This is a genomic window from Ruegeria sp. A5, from assembly GCF_056543005.1.
The window spans coordinates 18,686-41,316 of sequence record NZ_JBQGAV010000003.1 but is presented as its reverse complement, the minus strand read 5'-3'; the positions used below and the strand labels follow the sequence as shown (position 1 = coordinate 41,316).

Genomic DNA, 22,631 nt, shown 5'->3' with positions numbered 1-22,631 from the left:
CAAACGGAGATGTATTGATGCTGGACGTTGATGATCTGATCAAACTCGGATTCAAGATCTCCCCACCCGTTACGAGTTATTTGGCCGCGATCAGGCTTGCAAACGCCGCGAAGATCCACCGACCGCGGCCCTATACAATGGGCGCAGACTACACGACATGGCCCGGCGTGTTTTCCCATCGCTGGATCGGTCGGCATACGACGCCAGAAGACCTCTCACCCGTCCTGCCGTCGGAAAGCGAAGTTGCTGATCTCTTTCGCCGACGGACACAAATGGATGGCAGCCCGCTTACCTTGATGTGCCCGCAAGGATCGACACTATTGTTTATCTCGGCCGCACAATGGTTTACCGACAGTTTCCTTCGCACCTTTGGGGCGAAAGGACCGGTTGATCAGACGGATTCGAACCACGAAGTCGATCTGTGCCAAATCTACGGGCTGAACGATTTTCAGACCGACATGCTGCGCGAACGCGATCCCGATACCAATGAACTAACGCACCGGCTGGCCTTTCGTCTGGATACACAGGGCGAGATGTGGGCTCCGAAGCTGTTTCAAAAAAACCAATCCGGTGGTGTTAAGCTAGCACCCCCTTTTGATGGCAGTCTCGCCACTGGCGAGAATTGCGGAAAGCCGTTGCACGATCCCTGCAAGCTGTGGAATGCGGTGAAACGGGCGCATCCGGGTCTCAGCGATCACGCGATTGACCAGCTACTGCTCGATTTTCATGCAACCGGGCTCGATAATGGCAATGGTACCATAGGCTATATCGCGATCAATACACTGATGTTGCGCGCCCATAACACCTTTGCCGATCTGTTGTGGCGCGAAAAGCGCGGCATATCAGGCTGGGATAAAGAGCGTGTGTTCCAGACTACACGCTGCACCTTGATCGCATTGCTGATCAAGCTTGTGCTTGAGGACTACATCGCCCACATCGCCAATATGCCTTTCAAACTACCCGTTGGCGTCAATCGCTGGCAACCGTGGCATCATTCCAACCAGATCGCGATTGAGTTCAATTTGCTCTACCGCTGGCATTCGATGATCCCCGAGCGATTCATAATCGACGGCGCACAGGTTGGCCCGGAGGGGTTCAGATTCAATCCACGACTGGTCGAACAAACAGGTTTGGCGGAAATGATCCGATCATTGTCGCGCCAACCTGCGGCCCGCATGTCGCTGCGCAACACGCCCGATTTCCTGTTCCAAAGGCCTGCGCCCGGTGCTCCTGCCCCTGTCGAAGCTACAATTGCCCTGACGCGTAAGGCGCGTCTTCCGTCGCTGAACACTTATCGTCATCATTTCTGCCGCAAACCGCATTCAAGCTTTACTGAGATGGTTGGTGATCAGCCGTTTGCGGACGAATTGATTGCCGACCTGAGCCGGCTCTATTGCGACGTCAATAGGGTCGAGTTGTTCCCTGGTCTCTTTGCGGAACAGCACAAGGGCGATGTGATCATGGGCGATCTGATGACATCGATGGTGGCGTATGACGCGATCACGCAGCTTATGAACAACCCGATGGTGTCCAAAAACTTGTACTCAGCTGAGACTTTTTCAGAGAAGGGTTTTCAGTTGTTGAAGAAAACTTCGTCATTCTCGCAGGTGGCGCGTTTTGTTGGCTTGGACCTGCAACCCGAAGACTGCACTTTAGGTCGACGTCCCGGCGGGACCTAAGACGCGACCGCGCGCTCTTCCAGCTCAGCAATCCGCGCGGCAACTTCCGTATCGGCTGGCCGGATGCAGGCAAGATCACTCAGCGCGCGCAATTCATACAGCGCCGCGCCCTGATCATTTGCCACGGCTATAGCTTCACGCAAAGCCGCCTCAGCCGCGTCGAACGGACTACCTTGTTCCAGTAGAAGAGCCGCCTTTATCCGGTGGATTTCGGCCTCATAGTTCCGCTCGTCAGTGTTTTCTGCACATGTCAGACCAGCCTCCACCGCATCCAACCCTTTCTGAATCTCACCCAGAGCAAGATAGCCCCGTGCGAGCTCGGCGTTAACGAGCACGCCAGCCGCCTCGGCACCCGTTGCGTGCATCCTTCCCCAAGCGGCCTGCAGCATGGCCACGCCCTCTGTGGCCTCGCCGGTTCTGATGGCAGCCCCGGCAAGATGGGCCGTCGCAACAGCTTGGTAATAAGGGCCGCCCTTGTCCTGAACAGCCGCGCTCAGCGCCTTGGCCATACGCGCATAATCCGGGTGGTCCATCTGCATGTGGATTTCGGTCAACCAATGCATTGCATTTGCGATGATCAAGGGCTGGCCCGACGCCATCGCGGCGTCAACTGCCCGCTTGGCTTTGGCGAGTGCCGCCTCAGTTTTGCCCTGAAAGCTGTCAACCAGCGCGCTCATACTCTCGATTTGTATCACGGCTGCAATATCGGGGCTGTTTCCAGCTTCGGCGCGATGCGCATCCGCATGAGACGCCGCTTGTTCCAGAGCTGCTGCCGCATCCTGAAACCGACCGCGCGGGGATAGCGCGGCCCCACAGATGTAGTTTCCGACCATTCGGGTGTGGTGATCGTCATACGCATCGATGATCGCTTGCCCCCATTGCTCGGCGTTCTGGTAATCACCTTTGACCATTGCAGCGGTAAACAGACCCCTGCCCGCGCGCACAAGAGTACGTCTGTCGCCCAGCTTTTCAGCCAGTTCAAAACTGCGCCCAAAGGCATCGATTGCGGGCTCGGCACCATAACCGACATGCACGCGTTCGGCAGCGGCCAGAAGGAATTGCAAGTTCAATTCAGCTTTATCTCGTTGGTCTGCGGGCAACTCGTCCAACAGCCGCAATCCGTTTCGGGCATGCTGAGCCCCTTCGCGATTTGCGTGGCGCCTCAGGTTCAGCCGCGCGGCCTCCGACCAGGCGGCCACCGCCTTCGTTGTTTCACCGGCCAGTTCCCAGTGCCGCGCTATTTGTTCAGGCTGTCGGGCGGCTTCCGGTTGGGCGGCAAGGGCTTCTGCCGTGCGTCGATGCAAATGAATGCGACGGTCCCGCACAAGGCTTTGATATGCCGCCTCACGCACCAATTCATGGCGGAACCGCCAGATCATTTCTGCGTCGTCATTCGCGCCGGGCAGATGTTGCAAAATACCCGTGGCGGCGAGCCCAAAGATCGCGTCTTCGGACTCGTCTTCAGTCAGTTCACTGATCTGAGCCAGCAAAGGTGCCCCAAAGGCACCACCTATAACAGCGGCCTCGATCGCGGCACGTCGGAGTTCTCCGACCTCGTCCACCTGTTGCGCCAGGAGGTCATGCAACGTGGCGGGAATGTTGTCCACGATACGTTCAGGCGACGCAGCGATGGCGGCAGAGCACTCCTTGATGAAAAGGGGCACACCATTGCCGCGCGCCAAAATCTGCGCCGTGGTGCGGTCGTCAAGGCGCTCACCCGAGGCCGCCTTGGCCAGTTCTGACGATGTCGCATCATCGAGCGGTGGAAGCGACAATTGCTCAAGAGACGGTATGCTCTCTTTGATCGCTGATGGCGCCGGCATCCGCGAAACCATCAACATCAGGACGGGAAGTGATGTCAGATGCTCGGCCACGTCGCGCAGCACCGAAAGGGTCGATGGGTCGACCCATTGCATATCCTCAACCACGACAAGCACCGGCCCCTCTCGGCTGAGTTTTTGGTAGACGCGGATGAATATGTCACTCAGCTGCGCGCGCAGTTCGTCCTCACTGGTCGTCCCGCTGTCGCCGGGGCCCGGGGCAAGAATGAAATACAGCGTGCGAAGTTGCGCGTCGTCCAGAATATCGCTCAGATGTTCTGACAACCGGTTGCGACGCGCGGCAATATCGTCCTGATTGTGGATGCCGCACCACCGTTCGACCTGTGATATGAAGGGAAAGAACGGTGTGCTGACATGGAACGGGCTGCAGTGATAGGTCACCCATGCCTGCGGCCCGACCGACGAACGCAGATCACGGATCAGGTGCGATTTGCCAATCCCTGCCTCACCCAATATGTGAATCACCCGCCCTCTTCCAGCGTCCACATCTTTCCACGCGCGGCGGAGTTGTCCGCGTTCGGCTTTGCGGCCAAGCAACGGGGTGCGGTTATGGCGGCGTGCCTGATCCTTGCCTTCACCGGTCAATCGATAAACTGGAACAGGCCGGTCGAACCCCGCGAGGTTCTGAACGCCTTGCGGCTCGAACTCCATTTGTTCGGCCCCAAGCGCTCGTGTTGCCGCAGAAACCATTGTTCCACCGGGGGTTGCCAACGACTGAAGACGTGCCGCAAGATTTAGCGTCGATCCAAAAATCGCGTCGGGCTGAATATTGGTCCCAAGCGCGATGTCCCCGACAAGCACTACGCCGGATGCGATCCCAATCCGGCACCTGAGATCGAGCGGACCCGCCATTGCGGGCAGATCAGTATGGATGCGCAGCGCAGCGCGTAGAGCGCGCTCGGCATTATTTTCAGACGCAGCAGGCCAACCAAAGGCGACGAGGATACCGTCGCCCACGATCTGCAGCACCCTGCCCCCGAACTCAACGGCAATTTGTTCGACCAGTTTATGATAACGTAATGTCGTAGACAGCAAATCTTCGGGCTCAAGCATTTGAGCCAATACCGTGGACTCGACAAGATCCACCATCATGACAGTCAGATGGCGGTGCTCCATCGCGCCAAGATCAGTTTCCGGGCCGGTGGGGTGCAGCACCATCAGCGCGCTCCGCGACCGGCGCTCATGCGGCGTGGAGATTTAAGGCCAACGCCTTCCCCGGAACCCAATAACGAGAACATGCCCCCCATCGCGAAGCCTTAAAATAATTAACAGATTGCTCGCACCGCCGCTCGACACCACGAAAACTGATTGTGAGACTATATGAAGCTTCGCATTCTGGCTATGCCCAACGCTTGCTGAAGCGAAGAAGTGCCTGATATTACATGTAGGATTGAGAATGCGCGCCAGCGGTCGAACGAATGCCATCGTCGAAAATCCGATCTGGCAACGAATCTTGATCGCAACACGCCGTTCTTCGCCGAGACCAGATAGCCAGTTCAACGCAAGCCACGAACAGCACTTGAACAATTCACCACAACAAGCATATTCGGTCGCCAAGAGACAGTCTGATGATTTTGCCCTATCGCCCGCAACACCTCAGAAGTGCCGAGCTGTTGTCGAAAGCAAGCCGGCAATGCCTAGGCGGTTGTAATTATCGAGCCCCAAAAGCTCTTAGTTCAGCGGTTGAAAGAGACCAGGAAATGCGCCATTGGCGAAACCCAAAAGAAGGAATTCGATAAATGCGCATTGCGATGATTGGCACCGGATATGTCGGTTTGGTGTCCGGGGTTTGCTTTTCGGACTTTGGCCATGATGTGATTTGCGTCGATAAATCCGATCGCAAGATCAAGATGCTTCAGAATGGAGAGGTGCCGATTTACGAGCCGGGCCTTGATGTGCTCATGGCCAAGAACGTGGCTGCTGGCCGCCTGACCTTTACCACCGACCTGGCCGCTGCGGTCGACGGCGCGGACGCGGTGTTCATCGCGGTGGGCACACCTACGAGACGCGGGGACGGGCACGCTGATCTGACTTATGTGATGGCCGCCGCCGAAGAAATCGCTCATGCCATCACCGGCTATACGGTTGTCGTAACCAAATCGACTGTCCCGGTCGGCACCAACCGCAAGGTTCATGAAGTTGTCTCGGGTGCAAATCCGAAGGCGGAATTCGACGTCGCATCAAACCCCGAATTCCTGCGCGAGGGCGCTGCAATTGATGATTTTATGCGCCCGGATCGTGTTGTCGTAGGGGTCGAAAGCGAACGAGCGGCGGATGTCATGGCCGAGATTTACCGCCCGCTTTATCTGCGTGACTTTCCGATCCTGACCACTGATCTAGAAAGCGCCGAGATGATCAAATACGCGGCGAACGCATTCCTGGCGACCAAAATCACGTTCATCAATGAAATCGCCGGTCTTTGCGAGCGGGCAGGCGGCGACGTCAAAGAGGTGGCGCGCGGTATTGGTCTGGATGGGCGGATCGGCAACAAGTTTCTGCACGCAGGCCCTGGCTATGGCGGCTCGTGTTTTCCGAAAGACACCGCTGCACTTGCCCGGATCGGACAGGATTTTGCCCACCCGATGCAGATCACCGAAACCGTCATTCGTGTAAACGATGAGGTCAAGAAGCGGATGATCGAGAAGATCCGGGATGCCTGCGATGACAGCTTCAATGGCAAGACCGTGGCGGTTCTGGGTGTGACTTTCAAGCCCAACACCGATGACATGCGCGACGCACCTTCCCTGACCATCGTTCCCGCCCTGATCGGTGGCGGTGCCCAGGTCCGCGTTGTCGATCCGCAAGGCCGTGCCGAGGGGGAAGCGCTGCTTCCTGGCGTCGAGTGGATGGATGATCCCTACGCCGCGGCCAAAGATGCGGACGTTGTTGTCTTGCTGACAGAATGGAACGAGTTCCGCGCCCTGAACCTGAGCGAGCTGGCAGAGGCTATGAGATCCCCCCGAATGGTCGACTTGCGTAATATCTACTCGTCCACGATGGTTCTGGGATCGGGATTTGAAACCTATGTCGGCGTCGGGGTTGGGGATCAGCGTTAGGGCTGGCACCGCCAATGCCTCTGGCCCAAATCAGCTGGTTGTGGCAGCCGTCTGATACAGTCGGCGCATGATCAGCGGCGTCAGATACATCGGTATCTGATAGGCCCCGATGAACACCATGATCGGCGCGGTCACTTCAGGTGGCAGTGCCACGAAGAATATCGCGATGTTCCGGTTTCCGGCGATCAGAGACACCGCCGTAGCCTCGGCACCGGGCATTCGAGTTCGTGTGAATTGGAATGAGACAACCTGAGCCCCAAAGTTGATCAGACAGGCAAACGCGATCCAGAACAGCGCGAAACGTGGGTCCACAAGTGCGGTTGCGCTCAATGATGGCATCAGGCCAACAACGAAAACGGACAGAGTAATCGTTGCCGCACCTTCCACGTTCAAAAGCGTAGACTTTGAAGGTTGGCGCAGCACCGTGCGGCGCAATATGACAGCCGCGAGAATTGCTATTGTGATGGTAAGAAAAAGCCGAAGCGCGGTCATCAGGACCGCCCTGAGATCACCCAATTCCGGCATCAGCCAAAAGATCGGTAACGCGGTCAGTGGCAAAACAGCCGTTCCAACCACGACTAGTCGCATCGCCGGTTCCGCAGAATAGCCCATCATCAGGCACATATTGGGGCTGCCAGATATTGATGGGGCTGCAGCCATGACAAGCAATGCCAAAAAAACTGGCGAACCGGTCCATCCGCAGGCAATTCCAATCCCAACGACAGACAACGGCAAAACCAATTGAAAGGCGGCAATCGTTCCCGCAACTTTTCGCAGGTCAACCAGCGAACCCACAATGGCCCCCGGCTGCATTCGCAGCAGCGTCAAAAACAGCAGGAGCATGACCAAGGGCGGCAATAGAGGCCGCATCGGTGCGGCCAGCCCCGGCAGCAGAAGGCCTGCGGCAAGGCCCGATACCAACACATATGGGCCGTGACGCGCCACGAGGTGAAGCGGGTTCAACGGAGTCTACCCACCGGGGCTTTGTCGCAGGTTTTCGGGCAGCCACGTCGCCAACTCGGGGAACCAGATCAGAACGAACACCATCAGCACCATGATCAGGAACATCGGGATCGCAGCGCGGGCGATATAGCTCATTTCATGGTTAGTCATGCCCTGCATCACGAACAGGTTGAAACCAATAGGCGGTGTGATCTGCGCCATCTCGACAACGACCACGATGAAGATCCCGAACCAGATCAGATCGATCCCGGCGTCCCGGATCATAGGCTCGACAACAGCCATAGTCAGCACGACCGAAGAAATCCCATCAAGGAAGCAGCCCAGAATGACGTAGAAAACCAGCAGAACCATGAGCAGCTCGAACCGGGTCAGTTCCCAGCCCGCGATCAAATCCGCAAGCCCGCGCGGCAGGCCGGTAAAACCCATCGACAATGACAGGAACGCAGCACCCGCTAGGATCAGCGCAATCATCGCACTGGTGCGGGTTGCGCCCATCAAACTTTCAGTGAAGGTCTTCCAGTTCAACGATCCCTGCCCTGCTGCCAGTAGCAGTCCGCCAATCACACCGAAAGCCGCCGCCTCGGTCGCCGTAGCATAACCCAGATACATCGATCCGATTACCACCATGATCAGCAGGATCACTGGCAACAGAAAGCGGGAGTTCTTAACCTTTTCGGAAAAGGTCAACTTGCTCTCATCGTTGGGGTTCCAGTCTTTGCCAACTTTGGAATAGATGGCGACATAGCCCATGAACATGGCAGCCAGCACAAGACCGGGTAGGATGCCTGCAAAGAACAGCTTGGTGATGGACTCGTTGATCGTAACGCCGTACACGATCAACGTCAGTGACGGTGGGATCATTAGCCCAAGTGTTGCCGCGCCGGTCAGCGTGCCGATGACCATGCGTTCGGGATAGTTGCGCTTTCGCAGTTCCGGGATCGACATCTTGCCAACCGTGGTCAACGTCGCGGCAGATGACCCCGATACCGCGGCAAACACCGTACAGCCTACGATATTCGTGTGAACCAGCCCTCCGGGCAAAGGTGCCATCCACGGCGACAGGCCTTTGAACATGTCTTCGGACAATCGGGTTCGGTAGAGGATTTCGCCCATCCAAATGAACATAGGCAAGGCGGTCAGCGTCCAGGAAGAGGACGCCGACCAGATCGTCGTGATCATCACATCACCCACCGGGCGTGTCGTGAACAGCTCCATCCCGACCCAGGCGACGCCCATCAGGGCCAGCCCGACCCAGACACCGGTGCCCAGCAAGGTGAAAAGGACAAAGAGGAAGAGGATAATAACGGATATATTTTCCATGCTCTTACTCTCCGTGGCTCTGATCGGCCAGATCACGGGTGATGCGGTGATCACCCTTGAACAGGACATGGAACAGGTGATCGGTCAGCGCGATGGCCAGAATGACCGCTCCGATCAGCATGGTAGATTGCGGTATCCAAAGGGCGGTTTTATCTTGCCCCTGGCTGATATCGTTGAACTTCCAGCTCCAGTACACAAAGCGATAGGCATACCAGCAGAAATACCACATGACCGCCGAACCAATCGCAAAGCACCAGATTTCCAGAATTCTGCGAAAGCCATCGGGAACCGCATTCAGGAGAATGGAGACTCTAATATGGCTGCCTCGGTTCAGGGCGTTGGCGAAGGCCAGAAAAGACGCAGCGGCCATCGCGTATCCAGCATAATCCGGCGCGCCGGGAAAAACTTCGCCGGTCCAACGGGCCAGCATTTGCACCACAATGAGCACCAGAATGGCAATCAGGCTGAGCGCCGCCAGAACCCCTGCTGCCAGATAAATGAAATCCAGTACGGACCTGAGCCCTCGCATTGCCGCCATGCTGTCCCCGCTGCGTTTATTGTGGATTGAGAGCAGGCGGCAGGATGAACTGCCGCCCGCATTCGAATGGTTACTGAGAGTTGAACGCGTCGACGATAGCTTTGCCTTCGTCTCCGGCGGCCTCAAGCCATTCGTTGGTCATGGTGACGCCGATTTCTTTCAGCTCATTCGTCATCTGTTCGGATGCAGGACCAACTGTCATGCCGCCATCGCGCAGACCCTGAAGCGTAAAGCCGGTATATTCCTTGGCGCGCCAGTTACCTGCATACTCGGCCAGTTCCGCACAGCCTTTGATGACGTTCTTGTTCGCATCCGAGACACCGGCCCAGACGTCTGAGTTGACCATCACGTAGTTGCGCGGCAGCCAGGCATCCACTTCATAGAAGTAGTTCAGGCTTTCCCAGACCTTCCGGTCATAGCCGGTCGACCCGGACGATACCATGGAATCCGCTACTCCGGTGGCAAAGGCCTGGCTAATCTCAGCCGCCTCGATGGTGACGGGCAGCATCCCAGTCAGTTCGGCCAGGCGTGAGGTGGCGTTGTTGTAGGAGCGGAACTTGATCCCCTCCATATCCGCAACCGAGTTCACTTCGTTCTTGAAATAAAGCCCTTGCGGAGGCCACGGCACTGCATAAAGCAGGGTCAGGTTCTGTTCAGCCAACAGCTTTTCAATCGAAGGCTTGGCGGCATCCCAAAGCTTGGCGCTATCATCAAATGACGTGGCCAGGAACGGGATGGAATCAAAGCCGAACAGCGCGTTTTCGTTCTGGTGCCCAGACAGCAGACGCTCACCAATCGGGGCTTGCCCGGTCTGGATCGCACGCTTGATGTCGGCACCTTTGAACAGCGACCCGGACGGGTGTGTGACAATCTCAATCTCACCACCAGTGCCGGTGGTCACACATTTGGCGAACTCCGCGCCGGTGGCCGAATGGAAATTCGATGCCGAATAGGCCATCGGCATATCCCATTTCTCGGCCATTGCAGGTGCGGCCGCGGTAGCTGTCAGAGCGGTTACCGCCAGAAGGCTTGTCAGTTTTTTCATCATGTTTCTCCCTGTTGAGTTTTGAGACGCCGGCGTTCTTCGCCAGTCATTTCTATGTTGCGAAACGCGAGGGCGCGTAGACGCTCATGTCAGTGTTCGGTGTTCTGCCCGCAATCATCTGGGCCAGAAGTCGCCCCGTTTTCGGCCCGCCTGTCAGGCCAATGTGATGGTGCCCAAAGCCCATATACGCACCGCTAATCCCCGGAGCCTCACCGATAATCGGGATCGAGTCAGTTGGTGCTGGGCGGTGCCCCATCCATTCCACTTCCTCCTTCCATGTCAAACCCGGGAAGGCCATCCGGGCATTCTTGCGCATCAATTCAAACGGCGCGCGTGAGGGTGGCGCATCAAGACCGCCAAATTCCACGATGCCAGCCAAACGAATGCGGCCATCCATCGGTGTGGCGACAAATTTGCCGGAAACCACCATGACCGGACTGCGCGGCATGGCAGAAGGCTCCACCAATTCAAGATGATAGCCGCGTTCGGTTTCAAGGGGAACAGAAATGCCTAAACGCTTGGCCAAAGGCCCCGACCAAACGCCCGCAGTTACAATTGCCGTATCACACGCGATGGTTTCGCCTGCCGCCCGTATACCGGTTACGCGACCATTTTCCTGAACAACGGCATCGACCGCTGCACGTAGGATTGTGCCCCCATGTGCCTCGACATACGCCGCCAGATCTTTGACGTACCGACCTGGATCCGTGATATGGCCATGATTCGAAAGCTTCGCCGCAAATCCAATGTCTTCACTATAGACCGGATCATAGGCGTGAAAGGCAGGGCCTTCCAATTCGTCCCATGTGAATCCGTTCCTGCGCCGAATGTCCCAGCCAAACGCATCATCTTTGAAATGCGCGCGGTCGTTGTACAGGAACAGATAGTCAGACGGCACGATCCATTTTTCAGCGCCTGTGCCCTCGGCCAGCGCTTTGTGGTCGTTCAGGCTATCGCCAACAATTGGCGTCAAAGCTGACGCGATGCGTTCCACATCTGATGCATTCGCATGACTCAGATATTTTGTTAGCCAAGGAATCAGCTTTGGAAGATACCCCCATCTCAGAAACAACGGTTGTGACGGGCTGAGCAGCATTTTGGGCGCCTTCCGGAGCAGCCCTGGAACAGTCACCGGAACAATCGAGCATGACGCCAATACGCCCCCATTGCCGTGCGAGGTGCCCTCTCCCGGTCCGGCCTTGTCGATCAGGATTACCTCGTGACCATCCCGCTGCAGCCAGATTGCGGCTGAAACGCCAACAATCCCAGCGCCGATGATCGCTATGGTCTTCTTCTCGCTCATGCCCCCACCGCCTTGGCCACTGCATAATGCTCAAGCTTGGTTACATCAGGCCTGTTGCCGAGGCCGGGTGCGTCAGGAACTACAACTTCGCCGCTGCTTACTTGGAAGGGGCTTTCAAGAATGTCTTCTTTCAGGAAGTAGGAGGCTTGATAGAACTCGCAGCCCAACGTGATCTCAGGTGTTGCAGCAATCATATGTGTGCCTGCCAGATGCGCCAATCCGGCCTCGAACATATCACCGCCATAGGCTGTCAGACCATGTGCTGCAGCGATACGGGCAACAGTCTGGCCTCGTGTCGGGCCACCGGATTTCATGATTTTCACTGAAACCCCGTCACAGATACCGTCACGCGCTGCCCGTTCCATGTCTTCGGGGCCAAAGACGCTCTCATCAGCTAGAAGTGGGACGTCAATCATCTGTCGCAACTTGCCCATCATGCTGAATTGATGAGCGCGGACAGGTTGCTCAATGAAATCCGGAGCGAATTGCGCAACATCGCGAACCTGTGCCGGTGCATCCTCGATACTTAGCCCCTGATTGTAATCAACACGAACCCTGAAATCCGGATGGTTCTGCGCGAGATACTCCAACCGCATGATATCGAAGGCGTGATCCTTGAACCCGGTCTTGAGCTTTACAATCCGAACGCCATCGGCCTGCAATTGTGACAGCAGCTCAACATCCTGAGCAAAATCCGGGTTCGCAATTGAGCAACTGAGTGGAATGGTTCCACGGCACTTCCCGCCCAGCAGAGACCAAACAGGAACCCCGCTGATTCTGCCCGCAAGATCCAGCAAAGCGGTTTCCAATGCAGCTTTCGCCTCGGTGCAATGAGCCACGACATAAGCTGCCTGTGCCATGATCGCTGAACGATCACCCACTCTGGCTCCAACCACAAGAGGGCGCAAATAGCGATCAAGGGCTGCATAAGTGGCCTCTGGGGTGCCCGTGAAGACAGACCAGGGAGAGGCCTCTCCAAATCCTTCATTGCCGTCCTCGGATCTCAGCCGCAGGACGACTACTTCGCATATTCCTTCGACGGACCCGATGCCATGATCACGGCGAGACGTCACGGGCAACTCAAGATGCCAGAGATCATAGCCGATTATTTTCTGTGTCAGATCGCCCATTGCACCCTCTGCCAATGGCCGAAGCCTGCCTTGACGGGGATATCATTTCAAATACTATATTATCTAGAGGTCATCAGGAAAAATGATACTATAGCGATGTCCCTGCGATTTCGTCAGCTACAGGCTTTTCACGCCATCATGGAAACCGGCACTGTCACGGGTGCGGCCTCAGTGCTTGGGATTTCACAGCCCGGGATCAGCAATCTGTTGGCACAGCTGGAGCGCGAAGCGCGTTTGCCGCTGTTTGAACGCAACAAAGGCCGGTTGCTGCCCACGCCAGAAGCTGAACTTCTATACCGCGAGGTTGATACGGTTGTTCGGGGGCTGGATCACGTGGCGCAGGCGGTCACGGATCTGCAGAACAAGCATCCGGGTCAATTGCAGGTCGCTGCCCCACATCTGCTGTCGTTCGGTTTCATGCCGCGCGAGATTGCGCGGTTCGCCGAAAGCCGCCCGAACCTGTCGGTGAGCTTTCAGTCGCAATATTCGTCGAAGATTCAGGAGTGGGTCATCTCAGGCCTGTTTGAGATAGGCATTGTCGAGATGCCCATTCTGCATGACACACTGAACTATCAGGTCTTTCAATTCGAAACGCTGGCGACTTTTCCGGAAACCAGCCCATTGGCGGACTATGATGTGCTCACACCTGAAATTCTTGAAAATGAACCATTCATCGTAATGGGGCCAGAGCATCAAACCCACCGACGAACTCGGGACATCTTCCAATCTGCAGGGCGCGCCTGGCGGACCCAGATTCACACCCATCTGTCAGAAAACCTGCTGAGTTTCGTCAAGCAGGGTATGGGGGTCGCGATGATCGATCCCTTCACTGTCACCTTTGACGACGAGAGCGGGTATCAAACCCGCCCCTTCCGACCGGCTGTGATGCTTGATCTGGCCATTATCACCGCGAAAGGGCGACCCCTATCAACGATTGCACAGGATTTTCTGGCTCAGCTAACCCCTTCGATCGCCTCTTATGCCACCCATTCCGAAACCGGTGCAGCGGCCTCGTGAAGCGGTTGTGAGTAAATGTCGACCAATGTCGGGCCATCATGCTCGACAGCCTGTTTCAGAACTTTGGACAGGTCTTCGGGATCTTTGACAGTCCATGATTTCACACCAAAGGCGCTTGCAACAGCGGCGTGGTCGGTGCGGTTGAAATCAACATTGTAGTATCTCTGCCCAAACCCTGCGTCCTGTCCGGCCTTGATCCAGCCAAAGACCGAGTTCGAGAATACAATTGAGGTGATCGGCATGTTGTGCCGCACCATGGTTTCGAACTCACCACAGGCAAAGCCGAATGAGCCGTCACCCATCACCGACAAGGTTTTGACCGAAGGCCGCCCAATATGCGCACCCATTGCAGCACCCAATGAATACCCCAACGCCCCATGCGCCCGGTTAGTGATGAAATGCCGCCCCGGTGTCCGCCAGCGGTAATGCGCGCTGAAATATGGGCATGGCGTGCCGGGATCAGCGACAACAATCGCATCATCATCCAGGATATCCATTAGCGAAGCCATGACAGCCTCGGGCCGGATCGGCGTTTCTCGGCTGGCTGCAAGCGGGGCGAACGCAGCCAATTTGGCCGCCCATGCCGCGTTTGATTTGACCGCCCCGCCCAGCCTGGGCAGGTCTTGGCGTGCCGCCAATGCGTCCGCCAATGCTTCCAGCGCGAGACGCGCGTCGGCACAAATAGCGACTTCGGTCGGATAGTTGGCTCCGATCACCATCGGGTCACTGTCGATATGAATGATGGTGGCATCGCGCGCAGGGCTTCTCCAGCGCTCGGTCGTGACGGATCCTGCGCGACATCCGATGAACAGAACGACATCCGCCGCATCTACCACAGCGCGGGTGGCAGGCACCCCGCCATTCGACCCGACAACACCAAGCGCGAGCGGGTCTGTCTCGGCAATCGAGCCCTGCCCCGACACGGTCGTGGCGACAGGCATATCCAACAGTCCCGCAACCCGGCGCAGTGCGTCGCTTGCCCCTGATAGAACGGGTCCACCGCCACAAACGGCTACAGCGGATTTAGACTTTGAAAGTATCTCTGCTGCCGCCTCGACCGCATCCATGTCGGGGCCTGCACGTTCCGCCGGATAGCTGCGATGTCTTGCATCCGCCCAGATCTCTGCCTCGTCCACCGGCGCTTTCTGAGTATCGAAGGGCAAGGCAAGATGTGTGGCCCCAGGTGTTCCGGTGGTCATTGCACGGAATGCCGCGCGAACCATGGCCGGCAATCGCGTGGCATCATCCAACGAAGCGTTCCACTTGGCCAACGGTTTGAACAGCGTCGGCTGATCCAACTCAGTCAGTGGGTATTTGCCTCTGCTGGTTGTTGCCACATCCGAGGTGATCGCAAGAATAGGAACCGAGCTTTCGTTGGCTTCGACCACCCCAGGTAGGATGTATGTCGCCCCGCCTCCAGACGGGCCTTCGCAGACACCCGGCTTACCTGTCACCCTTGCATAACCATCCGCCATGTAGGCCGCATGACGTTCATCCCGCGTCAGAATGTGCTGAATACCGTGATCCATCCGAGATAGCGCATCATAGAATGGCAAGGTTGTATCACCACATAGGCCGAACATGTGCTTCACGCCATGCGCCTCAAGCATACGGACCATTGCCTCGGCTCCGGTCAGGTAATTCGTTCCTGTCATGGTCGGCGACTCCCTCGATCCAATCTGCACACAGACCTGTATACAGTTTTGTATATTGATTTCAAGACTGGCCTGTGGCACCTGTGGGGCAACGACCAAAAGGCAATACCAATGGCAGGTCCACGCGTTGATGATATCTACGATCAGATGAAGGCCATGGCGGTTTCATTCCGCCTGCGTCCCGGCGATCGTTTGAACGAAGTCGCCCTGTCGAAGGAGCTGGGCGTCAGCCGCACCCCTTTGCGCGAAGCACTGAACCGGCTGGTCGCCGAACGTTTGTTCGACTTCCGCCCGGGACAGGGTTTCTTTTGCCGCCCATTGGATGCCCAAAGCATTTTTGACCTGTTCGAGCTGCGCCAAATCATCGAAACCGCCGCCGTCCGCGCAGCGTGCACCAAGGCCACCACAGAACAACTGCAGGCGCTTCACGACGAACTTTATGCGACGGGTATCGATATCACCGGGCTTACCGTTGAAGAGGCCGTCACGCGAGATGAAGCATTTCATCTGGTCATCGCCCGGCTGTCTGGCAACATGGAATTGCTGCAAACCCTGATGCGGATTAATGAGCGCATTCGCTATATCCGATGGATTTCCATGAGTCTGGACCGGGTCCAACGCTCAAAAGACGAACATAAGCGCGTCATGCAGGCCTTGATGAACCGCGACGCTGATGAGGCCGCGCAGGCTTTGGGCACCCATATCAACAAGCGGATGGATCAGGTGCAGGACGCGGTGCGCCATGGGATATCAAGCATCTATATGGAAGGGTCGGACGATATCTCGACCCGCATCATTCAGGAGGCGCAGTCATGATCGCGCAGGGCGGAAAATCCATATACGGCGCATCTGTCGGCATCCTGATGTTGGACGCACATTTTCCGCGTATTCCCGGTGATATGGGCAACGCGCAGACATGGCCGTTTCCCGTTCTCTATCGCATCGTACGCGACGCTTCGCCTGATCTTGTGGTCCGCAAAGGGGCCGAAGGAATGCTTGGAGCGTTCATTGATGCGGCTCGGGAGCTTGTAAAAGACGGGGTGGACGGGATCACCACCAATTGCGGCTTTCTTTCGCTGTTTCAGGATGAATTGGCCGAGGCAGTGCCGGTGCCGGTCGCGACGTCCTCGATGATGCAGGTCGATATGGTGAACCGTGTCCTTCCTGCAGGAAAGCGCGCCGGAATTCTAACAATCTCTGCCTCAACACTTACAGATGAGCACCTGCGAAAGGCACGGGTCCCCGACGGCACTCCGATTGGCACCACCGAAGGCGGCAGCGAATTCACAACCGCGATCCTCAGAAACGCATTGGCGCTGGATGTGGACAAAGCCCGCGACGACAATGTCGAAGCAGCGCTTGCGCTGCAGGCGGGAAATCCCGACCTTGGTGCAATTGTACTGGAATGTACAAACATGTGCCCTTACGCGGCGGACATACAGCAAGCGACCGGTTTGCCTGTGTTTTCTATCGTCACCTTCATCAACTGGTTTCAGGCCGGGCTGAACCCGACGAGGTTCTGATCAAGTGACCCGTAAGTCCAGAGTAGCCGTCGTCTATAGCCAGATGGCGATTCTGGACCTAACGGCAACAGCTTGACGGTGACCAGGAACCAAGCAATCAAGAAACGAAATCGGAACAGCGCCAAAACGACCATCGTCAACCTCAAGGTGACCTGTTCTGACACCACTTAACAACAGTTCAGGAACCGAGACGCATGACGAAAACACCGATCGAGTTGTTGGCCGCCAGCGCCTCGGAAATCCGCCCTGTTGTTGCGCTGAGCGAAGGCGCCGATCCGCGCATCGTTGCCGGAGGATTGGCTGCCCATAAGGCTGGTCTGGCAGATATTATTCTCGTCGGACCCAAGGCCGAAGTCGAAGCCGCGCTAGCGGCAGAGGGTGGCTCAGCCGAGGACGGTATTGCCATCCATGATCCTGCGCATTCGGAACTGACTGACGATTTTGCGGCCGAGTATCATTCTCTGCGCAAACACAAAGGTGTCGATGAAGCCAAGGCGCGCAAGGCCGCAGAATCGCCGCTGGTCTACGCAGCTATGCTAGTGCGGATGGGGCACGCGACTGGAACCGTAGGTGGGGCGGTCCATACCACAGGCGATGTGGTCAGAACTGCCATCCAGGTTATTGGAATGAAGCCCGATGCTGGAATGGTATCCTCGTTCTTCCTGATGTACCCGCCGGAGGCCGCTGCTGAAGGCGCGCGCGCCATGCTCTATTCTGACTGCGGCTTGGTGATCGATCCGACATCCGAAGAACTGGCAAACATTGCAGCCGCTTCAGCGGTGTCCGCGCGGGCATTGCTGCAGGAAGAGCCAAAGATCGCGATGTTGAGTTTCTCAACAAAAGGCAGCGCCCAACACCCAGCGGTGGACAAGGTCGTCAACGCGACAGAAATTTTGCGGGCGAAACACCCAGAGTTGAATGTGGATGGAGAGCTGCAATTCGATGCCGCCTTCGTGCCGTCGATTGGTGAGCGAAAATCCCCCGGGTCCTCGGTCGCGGGTCAGTCGAACGTCAAGATTTTCCCTAATCTGGATGCCGGAAATATCGGGTACAAGATGACTCAACGGCTGGGCGGTTATCTGGCGATCGGTCCGGTTTTGCAGGGGCTCGCCAAACCGGCCAATGATCTATCGCGCGGATGCAGCGCGGAAGATGTGACGCAGATCATCGCGGTGACCATCCTGCAGGCGCGCGAACCCTAAACTCGGCAGCCCGCCTGCTTTATCGCGCAGGCCCGCGACCCATTCATTACAAACAAAGGACCATCCGTTATGGCGTCCGCCGATCCCTCAGCCCTATCCCTCACCGAGCGGAGCAAGGAGCGTGTTCGCACGCTCTTTCCCGGCGTCATGATTGCCGTAACCGTTGCCGTCGCCGCCAAGTTCCTGTCCGAGCATTATGCTACCCCGGCCATGCTGCTTGCCCTTCTTTTGGGGATTGCGGTCAGCTTTCTGGGCGAAGAAGGAAAAACCGTTGAGGGGATCGGATTCGCCGCACGCACACTTCTGCGCCTTGGCGTGGCCTTGCTGGGTGTGCGCGTGTCGATGACCCTGATGCTGGGTCTGGGCTGGGACCTGATTGCCCTTGTGATCGTCGGAGTGCTGTTGACCATAGGTTTTGGCCTGTCCGTAGCTCGTTTTTTTGGCCACAAATGGCGCTTTGCCTTTCTGACCGCCGGTTCGGTTGCAATTTGCGGTGCATCGGCGGCAATGGCGATCAGTGCAATCCTGCCCAAGGACGAACGCTCGGAAGAGCGTCTGATTTTTACGGTCATGGGCGTGACCGTTTTGTCCACCATCGCCATGATCGCCTATCCGATCCTAGTACGCTCATTAGGGATGAACGATATTGCGGGCGGTGTGTTTCTGGGTGGCACCATCCATGATGTGGCTCAGGTTGTCGGCGCGGGATTTTCGATCTCGGAACAAACCGGAGATACAGCGACGCTGGTCAAATTGTTCCGCGTGGCGATGCTGGCACCGGTGGTTTTGGTCGCTTCACTGATTATTCGTGGCTTTGCTGAAATGGACGAAGACGGGAAACGTCCACCGCTGTTGCCGGGATTCGTGTTAGGATTTCTGGTTCTCGCTGCGGCATCCTCATTCGGAGTGATCCCGCCAGCGATTTCAGAATTTCTAAGCCAATGCTCTCGATGGTTGTTGCTTGTTGCGATCGCAGCTGTTGGGATGAAGACAAACCTTAAACAGATCCTGTCAGTCGGTGCAGCCGCAATCGCCCTCATCATAGTGGAGACGTTGTTCATCGCCGTGGTAATTCTGGCCGGGATTAACCTATTAACCTGAAGCAGTTACCAAGAGTTTTCCGCCAACTGCGACGGCTGAACGGCAACCCCTGACAGTCCGGTGCGGGTTTGCCGATTGCCTTCGTGCGCGGTGTTTGGTTCATTGGCGACTGGCGCTTTGCAGCGCTTTTTCGTTCGATTCCGAATGATTCCTCAAGCGAGATGAAGAATATGGACAACACCTTGCCTCTGCCACCCGGCCCACGTTCCGAACCGGGCTTTTGGCTTGATTCATCTGAACACCGCACGTGGTTGAAAGATCAGGCTATGCAACAGTTGGCGTTTTTCAGCGCAAGTTGTCGGACCGAGCCAGGATTTTTCATCCTCGACCATGATGGCAGCCCGCTGCCAAACACATTGCAGGAACTGCACACGACTACACGCCTAGTGCATTCTTACGCTCTGGGGCATCTGATTGAATTTCAAGGCGCAGAGCGGATCATCGATCACGGTATGGCCTACCTCAACAGCCACCACAAAGACCGGGATCACACCGGTTACCTTTGGGCTTTGGATGGCGACAACATCAAGGATGATCGCAAACTTGCCTACGGGCATGTCTTTGTTCTGCTCGCTGCCTCAAGCGCAAAACAGATAGGGCACCCGGAAGCTGACAAACTGCTGACCGAAGTCCGGGATATCCTTGATACACATTTCTGGGATGATGAGACCGGGTTGTTCCGCGACGAATGGAACCGCGATTGGACGCCGTTTTCCACATATCGCGGAATGAACGCGAATATGCACGGAGTTGAGGCACTGCTTGCAGCTTTTGAGGCGACAGGCGACGAAATCTATCTTACCCGCGCCGGTCGTATTCTGGATTTCTTTATCGGCCGGATCGCACCTGCTGAAAACTGGCGCTTGCCCGAGCATTTCACCTCAGATTGGCAGATTGACCGGGGCTATGCCGGTGACCCGATGTTCCGTCCCGCAGGCACGACCCCGGGCCATTCGTTCGAGCTTGGGCGACTTCAGCTGCAGCATTGGGATTTATCAGGCCGACCAAACTCGGGCGCGCCCGAGTCATCGCGACGATTGATTGCGCAGGCCCTCAAGGATGCGTGGCTGCCCGGCGGCGGCATGGCATATACGCTGGATTTTGGGGGTCGGGTCGCAAATGCGTCGCGGTTCTGGTGGCCAGTAGCTGAAGCCATTGGTGCGGTTGGAGCCCTGATCGCACTGGATAAAAGGCAAGAGGATGAAATTTGGTACAGAAAACTCTGGACCTTTGCGAATGAAACGTTCGTGGATCACCAACATGGCGGCTGGTTCCCGGCGGTGGATGAATCCGGTGACATCGTGACATCCATCTTTGACGGCAAACCGGATATCTATCATTCATTGCAGGCTTGCCTGTTCCCGCTATCGGGGCGCTTATCTCGGATGGTGCCGCTTTAACGCGCGCGAATTCAAGCAGAGCGAGACCCGCATCGAGCCGGCTCAATTGAAGAGTCGGGGCAAATCTGCTATGTATAGTGCATTCAACACCATCCGACGACCTGCGAATTCGGATGCGTTTCTTGACGAACGGATAGGAGAGTTGAATGGCAAATCAAGCACGTGGAAAGCGAACGACCCGAAAGGGCACACTTGAGGTGAGACCACAACCATCGGCCCATTCCGCCCTGAGCGAACGGGCCGGGGCGTCAGGCCTCATGACCCCGCAAATGCTGAGCGAACGCGATGAGCGCGTCTCAAAAACTCGCAAAAAGGGCGGGCCTGCTTTGGAAGAAGATAATTCGGATCAATCCGGCAATGACGCTGATCCGACGGAACTGGATTACTAATCAATTAAGCACATTTTTTTGACATGAATAGATTACGGAGGCTGCTATGCCCTCGACCCATCAGCCAAGGATTTTCAACACAATAAACCTTACGGATTTCGATACTAACGGCCAAACCTCTACTGTGGGCGAGCCGACAGTTTCCAGCAATGGAGGCCAGATTCTGGCCACTGGCAACTGGTATGCAAGTCGGTCACTGGACGGCGGCCAAAGCTGGTCTCACATGAGTCCTTTCACCTTGTTCCCACCTGTTGACGGGGGGTTTTGCTGTGACCAGACCACGATTTACGACCCAAGCCGGGATCTGCTTATCTGGCTGCTTCAATATATCGAACAGGGGGGCACCAACACACTGCGGGTTGCGGTCAAACAAGGGCGCACCTTGGGGAACGACACATGGAACATTTGGGATTTCACCCCCGCCGGGCTTGATCCCGCGTGGAACAATGAGTGGTTCGACTATAATCACGTTTCGTTGTCCGAAAACTATATGTATGCGGGCACCAATGTGTTCTCGGCCGGGGCTAACCAGTTTACCCGCTCGGTCATTCTGCGGATTTCACTGGACGAACTGGCGACCGCGGCAACGCTATCATTCGACATATTCGAAACAGAAGACAACTTCTCTCTGCGCTGCGTACAAGGCGCACGCGGCGCGATGTACTTTGCCAGCCACAACACGAACTCGCAGATCCGCGTATTCAGATGGGCCGAGAACGCCTCGGACGTAGATGAATTCGACATCGATGTCACGCCTTGGTCCGCAGGCAATTATTCCGCGCAGACCACCGGTGGCGACTGGATGTCGCGCACTGATCCACGCATTATGGCTGGTTGGCTGGGACGCGGCGTTCTGGGCTTTATGTGGACAGCTAATCGTCAGACCAACAGGCCACTCCCTTTCGTCAGGACCGTCCGCATTGACGAAGCAACCATGTCATTGATTGACGAACCGGATATCTGGAACAGTCAGATCGCGTTCGCCTACCCCTCAACAGCTGTAAACCGGGTTGGTGATGTAGGGCTTTCGGTCTTTGCGGGTGGTGGGAATTTGCATCCGAGCCATGTTGTTGGCTCATACGACGATATCGATTTGACTTGGCGGCTGGCCCTCGCTCGACGTGGCACCGACACTCCGGGTCTGGGAAAATGGGGCGACTACACCAACTGTGCCGAGGTTGCCGATGATGGCTTCACCTGGCTGGCAGCCGGGTACACGCTGCAGGGCGGGAACACCCAAACTGACATCGAACCAACCATGACCTGGTTCGCACAGCAGCGCTATGACGCACCACGTCGCCATCCGCCCGTTATCGTCTAAAACATTATAACCATTTATAATTCAGGGATCTACATCATGCACAGAGCGATTAAATCACAAGGCGTAAAGTCATTCTTGCGGCAGGAAGCCCCCTGGCTACTTATCGCCTTTGTTATTGCTGACCTATTCTACAAATGGGGGTCATTCG

The 22,631-nt window shown here is 56.5% G+C and carries 18 protein-coding genes; 10 read left to right on the top strand and 8 right to left on the bottom strand.

Annotated elements, in window-relative coordinates; translation table 11 throughout:
• Positions 1 to 17 precede the first annotated feature (17 nt).
• Positions 18 to 1,679, top strand: a complete 1,662-nt coding sequence (locus ACR0AY_RS08600) for a peroxidase family protein (RefSeq protein ID WP_480454010.1) — start codon at positions 18 to 20, stop codon at positions 1,677 to 1,679.
• Here ACR0AY_RS08600 and ACR0AY_RS08595 read toward each other — a convergent pair.
• Positions 1,676 to 4,678 carry an AAA family ATPase gene (locus ACR0AY_RS08595; RefSeq protein WP_170511689.1) on the bottom strand — a complete coding sequence of 1,001 codons (3,003 nt, stop codon included), beginning with the start codon at positions 4,676 to 4,678 and terminating at the stop codon, positions 1,676 to 1,678. The two genes, ACR0AY_RS08600 and ACR0AY_RS08595, sit on opposite strands and share 4 nt — an antisense overlap.
• 581 nt (positions 4,679 to 5,259) lie before the next feature.
• Here ACR0AY_RS08595 and ACR0AY_RS08590 point away from each other — a divergent pair.
• On the top strand, positions 5,260 to 6,576 hold the full coding sequence (locus ACR0AY_RS08590) for a UDP-glucose dehydrogenase family protein (RefSeq protein WP_480454008.1): 1,317 nt from the start codon (positions 5,260 to 5,262) through the stop codon (positions 6,574 to 6,576).
• 30 nt (positions 6,577 to 6,606) lie between these two features.
• On the opposite strand, the gene ACR0AY_RS08585 is transcribed toward ACR0AY_RS08590, so the two are convergent.
• The 6 genes from ACR0AY_RS08585 to ACR0AY_RS08560 all read right to left on the bottom strand — a co-directional run bounded on the left by ACR0AY_RS08585 (position 6,607) and on the right by ACR0AY_RS08560 (position 12,875).
• Positions 6,607 to 7,539, bottom strand: coding sequence for a hypothetical protein (locus ACR0AY_RS08585; protein WP_480454006.1), 933 nt, complete (start codon positions 7,537 to 7,539; stop codon positions 6,607 to 6,609).
• A gap of 6 nt (positions 7,540 to 7,545) precedes the next feature.
• A complete protein-coding gene (locus ACR0AY_RS08580; protein WP_170393803.1) occupies positions 7,546 to 8,859 on the bottom strand; it encodes a TRAP transporter large permease subunit in 1,314 nt (437 codons plus the stop codon).
• A 4-nt stretch (positions 8,860 to 8,863) separates the two neighbouring features.
• Positions 8,864 to 9,397 carry a TRAP transporter small permease gene (locus ACR0AY_RS08575; RefSeq protein WP_170406962.1) on the bottom strand — a complete coding sequence of 178 codons (534 nt, stop codon included), beginning with the start codon at positions 9,395 to 9,397 and terminating at the stop codon, positions 8,864 to 8,866.
• 70 nt (positions 9,398 to 9,467) lie between these two features.
• Positions 9,468 to 10,442 carry a TRAP transporter substrate-binding protein gene (locus tag ACR0AY_RS08570; protein WP_170511685.1) on the bottom strand — a complete coding sequence of 325 codons (975 nt, stop codon included), beginning with the start codon at positions 10,440 to 10,442 and terminating at the stop codon, positions 9,468 to 9,470.
• A gap of 52 nt (positions 10,443 to 10,494) precedes the next feature.
• On the bottom strand, positions 10,495 to 11,745 hold the full coding sequence (locus tag ACR0AY_RS08565) for an NAD(P)/FAD-dependent oxidoreductase (protein WP_170511683.1): 1,251 nt from the start codon (positions 11,743 to 11,745) through the stop codon (positions 10,495 to 10,497).
• A complete protein-coding gene (locus tag ACR0AY_RS08560; RefSeq protein ID WP_170511682.1) occupies positions 11,742 to 12,875 on the bottom strand; it encodes an enolase C-terminal domain-like protein in 1,134 nt (377 codons plus the stop codon). The genes ACR0AY_RS08565 and ACR0AY_RS08560 overlap by 4 nt, the downstream gene beginning before the upstream one ends.
• Before the next feature lie 96 nt (positions 12,876 to 12,971).
• Between ACR0AY_RS08560 and ACR0AY_RS08555 the strand changes: the two genes are divergently transcribed.
• On the top strand, positions 12,972 to 13,892 hold the full coding sequence (locus tag ACR0AY_RS08555) for a LysR family transcriptional regulator (RefSeq protein ID WP_170511679.1): 921 nt from the start codon (positions 12,972 to 12,974) through the stop codon (positions 13,890 to 13,892).
• On the opposite strand, the gene ACR0AY_RS08550 is transcribed toward ACR0AY_RS08555, so the two are convergent.
• Positions 13,853 to 15,547, bottom strand: a complete 1,695-nt coding sequence (locus ACR0AY_RS08550) for a thiamine pyrophosphate-binding protein (protein ID WP_170511677.1) — start codon at positions 15,545 to 15,547, stop codon at positions 13,853 to 13,855. The two genes, ACR0AY_RS08555 and ACR0AY_RS08550, sit on opposite strands and share 40 nt — an antisense overlap.
• Before the next feature lie 111 nt (positions 15,548 to 15,658).
• On the opposite strand from ACR0AY_RS08550, the gene ACR0AY_RS08545 reads away from it, so the two are divergent.
• The 7 genes from ACR0AY_RS08545 to ACR0AY_RS08515 all read left to right on the top strand — a co-directional run bounded on the left by ACR0AY_RS08545 (position 15,659) and on the right by ACR0AY_RS08515 (position 22,483).
• Positions 15,659 to 16,363 (top strand): GntR family transcriptional regulator, encoded by a 705-nt coding sequence (locus ACR0AY_RS08545; protein WP_170511676.1) that lies wholly within the window; start codon positions 15,659 to 15,661, stop codon positions 16,361 to 16,363.
• Positions 16,360 to 17,070: an aspartate/glutamate racemase family protein gene (locus tag ACR0AY_RS08540; RefSeq protein WP_170406943.1), complete on the top strand. Its 711-nt coding sequence runs from the start codon at positions 16,360 to 16,362 to the stop codon at positions 17,068 to 17,070. Before ACR0AY_RS08545 ends, ACR0AY_RS08540 begins: the two co-directional genes overlap by 4 nt.
• Positions 17,071 to 17,264: 194 nt before the next feature.
• Positions 17,265 to 18,272 carry a phosphate acetyltransferase gene (pta, locus tag ACR0AY_RS08535; RefSeq protein ID WP_170511674.1) on the top strand — a complete coding sequence of 336 codons (1,008 nt, stop codon included), beginning with the start codon at positions 17,265 to 17,267 and terminating at the stop codon, positions 18,270 to 18,272.
• A 69-nt stretch (positions 18,273 to 18,341) separates the two neighbouring features.
• Positions 18,342 to 19,373, top strand: coding sequence for a putative sulfate exporter family transporter (locus tag ACR0AY_RS08530; protein ID WP_170422527.1), 1,032 nt, complete (start codon positions 18,342 to 18,344; stop codon positions 19,371 to 19,373).
• Between the two features lie 161 nt (positions 19,374 to 19,534).
• Complete coding sequence (locus ACR0AY_RS08525; RefSeq protein WP_480454002.1) at positions 19,535 to 20,773, top strand: AGE family epimerase/isomerase; 1,239 nt, start codon at positions 19,535 to 19,537, stop codon at positions 20,771 to 20,773.
• 146 nt (positions 20,774 to 20,919) lie between these two features.
• On the top strand, positions 20,920 to 21,162 hold the full coding sequence (locus ACR0AY_RS08520; protein WP_170393778.1) for a hypothetical protein: 243 nt from the start codon (positions 20,920 to 20,922) through the stop codon (positions 21,160 to 21,162).
• A 46-nt stretch (positions 21,163 to 21,208) separates the two neighbouring features.
• The gene (locus tag ACR0AY_RS08515) at positions 21,209 to 22,483 is read left to right on the top strand and encodes a hypothetical protein (protein WP_170406931.1); all 1,275 of its coding nucleotides are present in this window, start codon (positions 21,209 to 21,211) and stop codon (positions 22,481 to 22,483) included.
• Positions 22,484 to 22,631 lie beyond the last annotated feature (148 nt).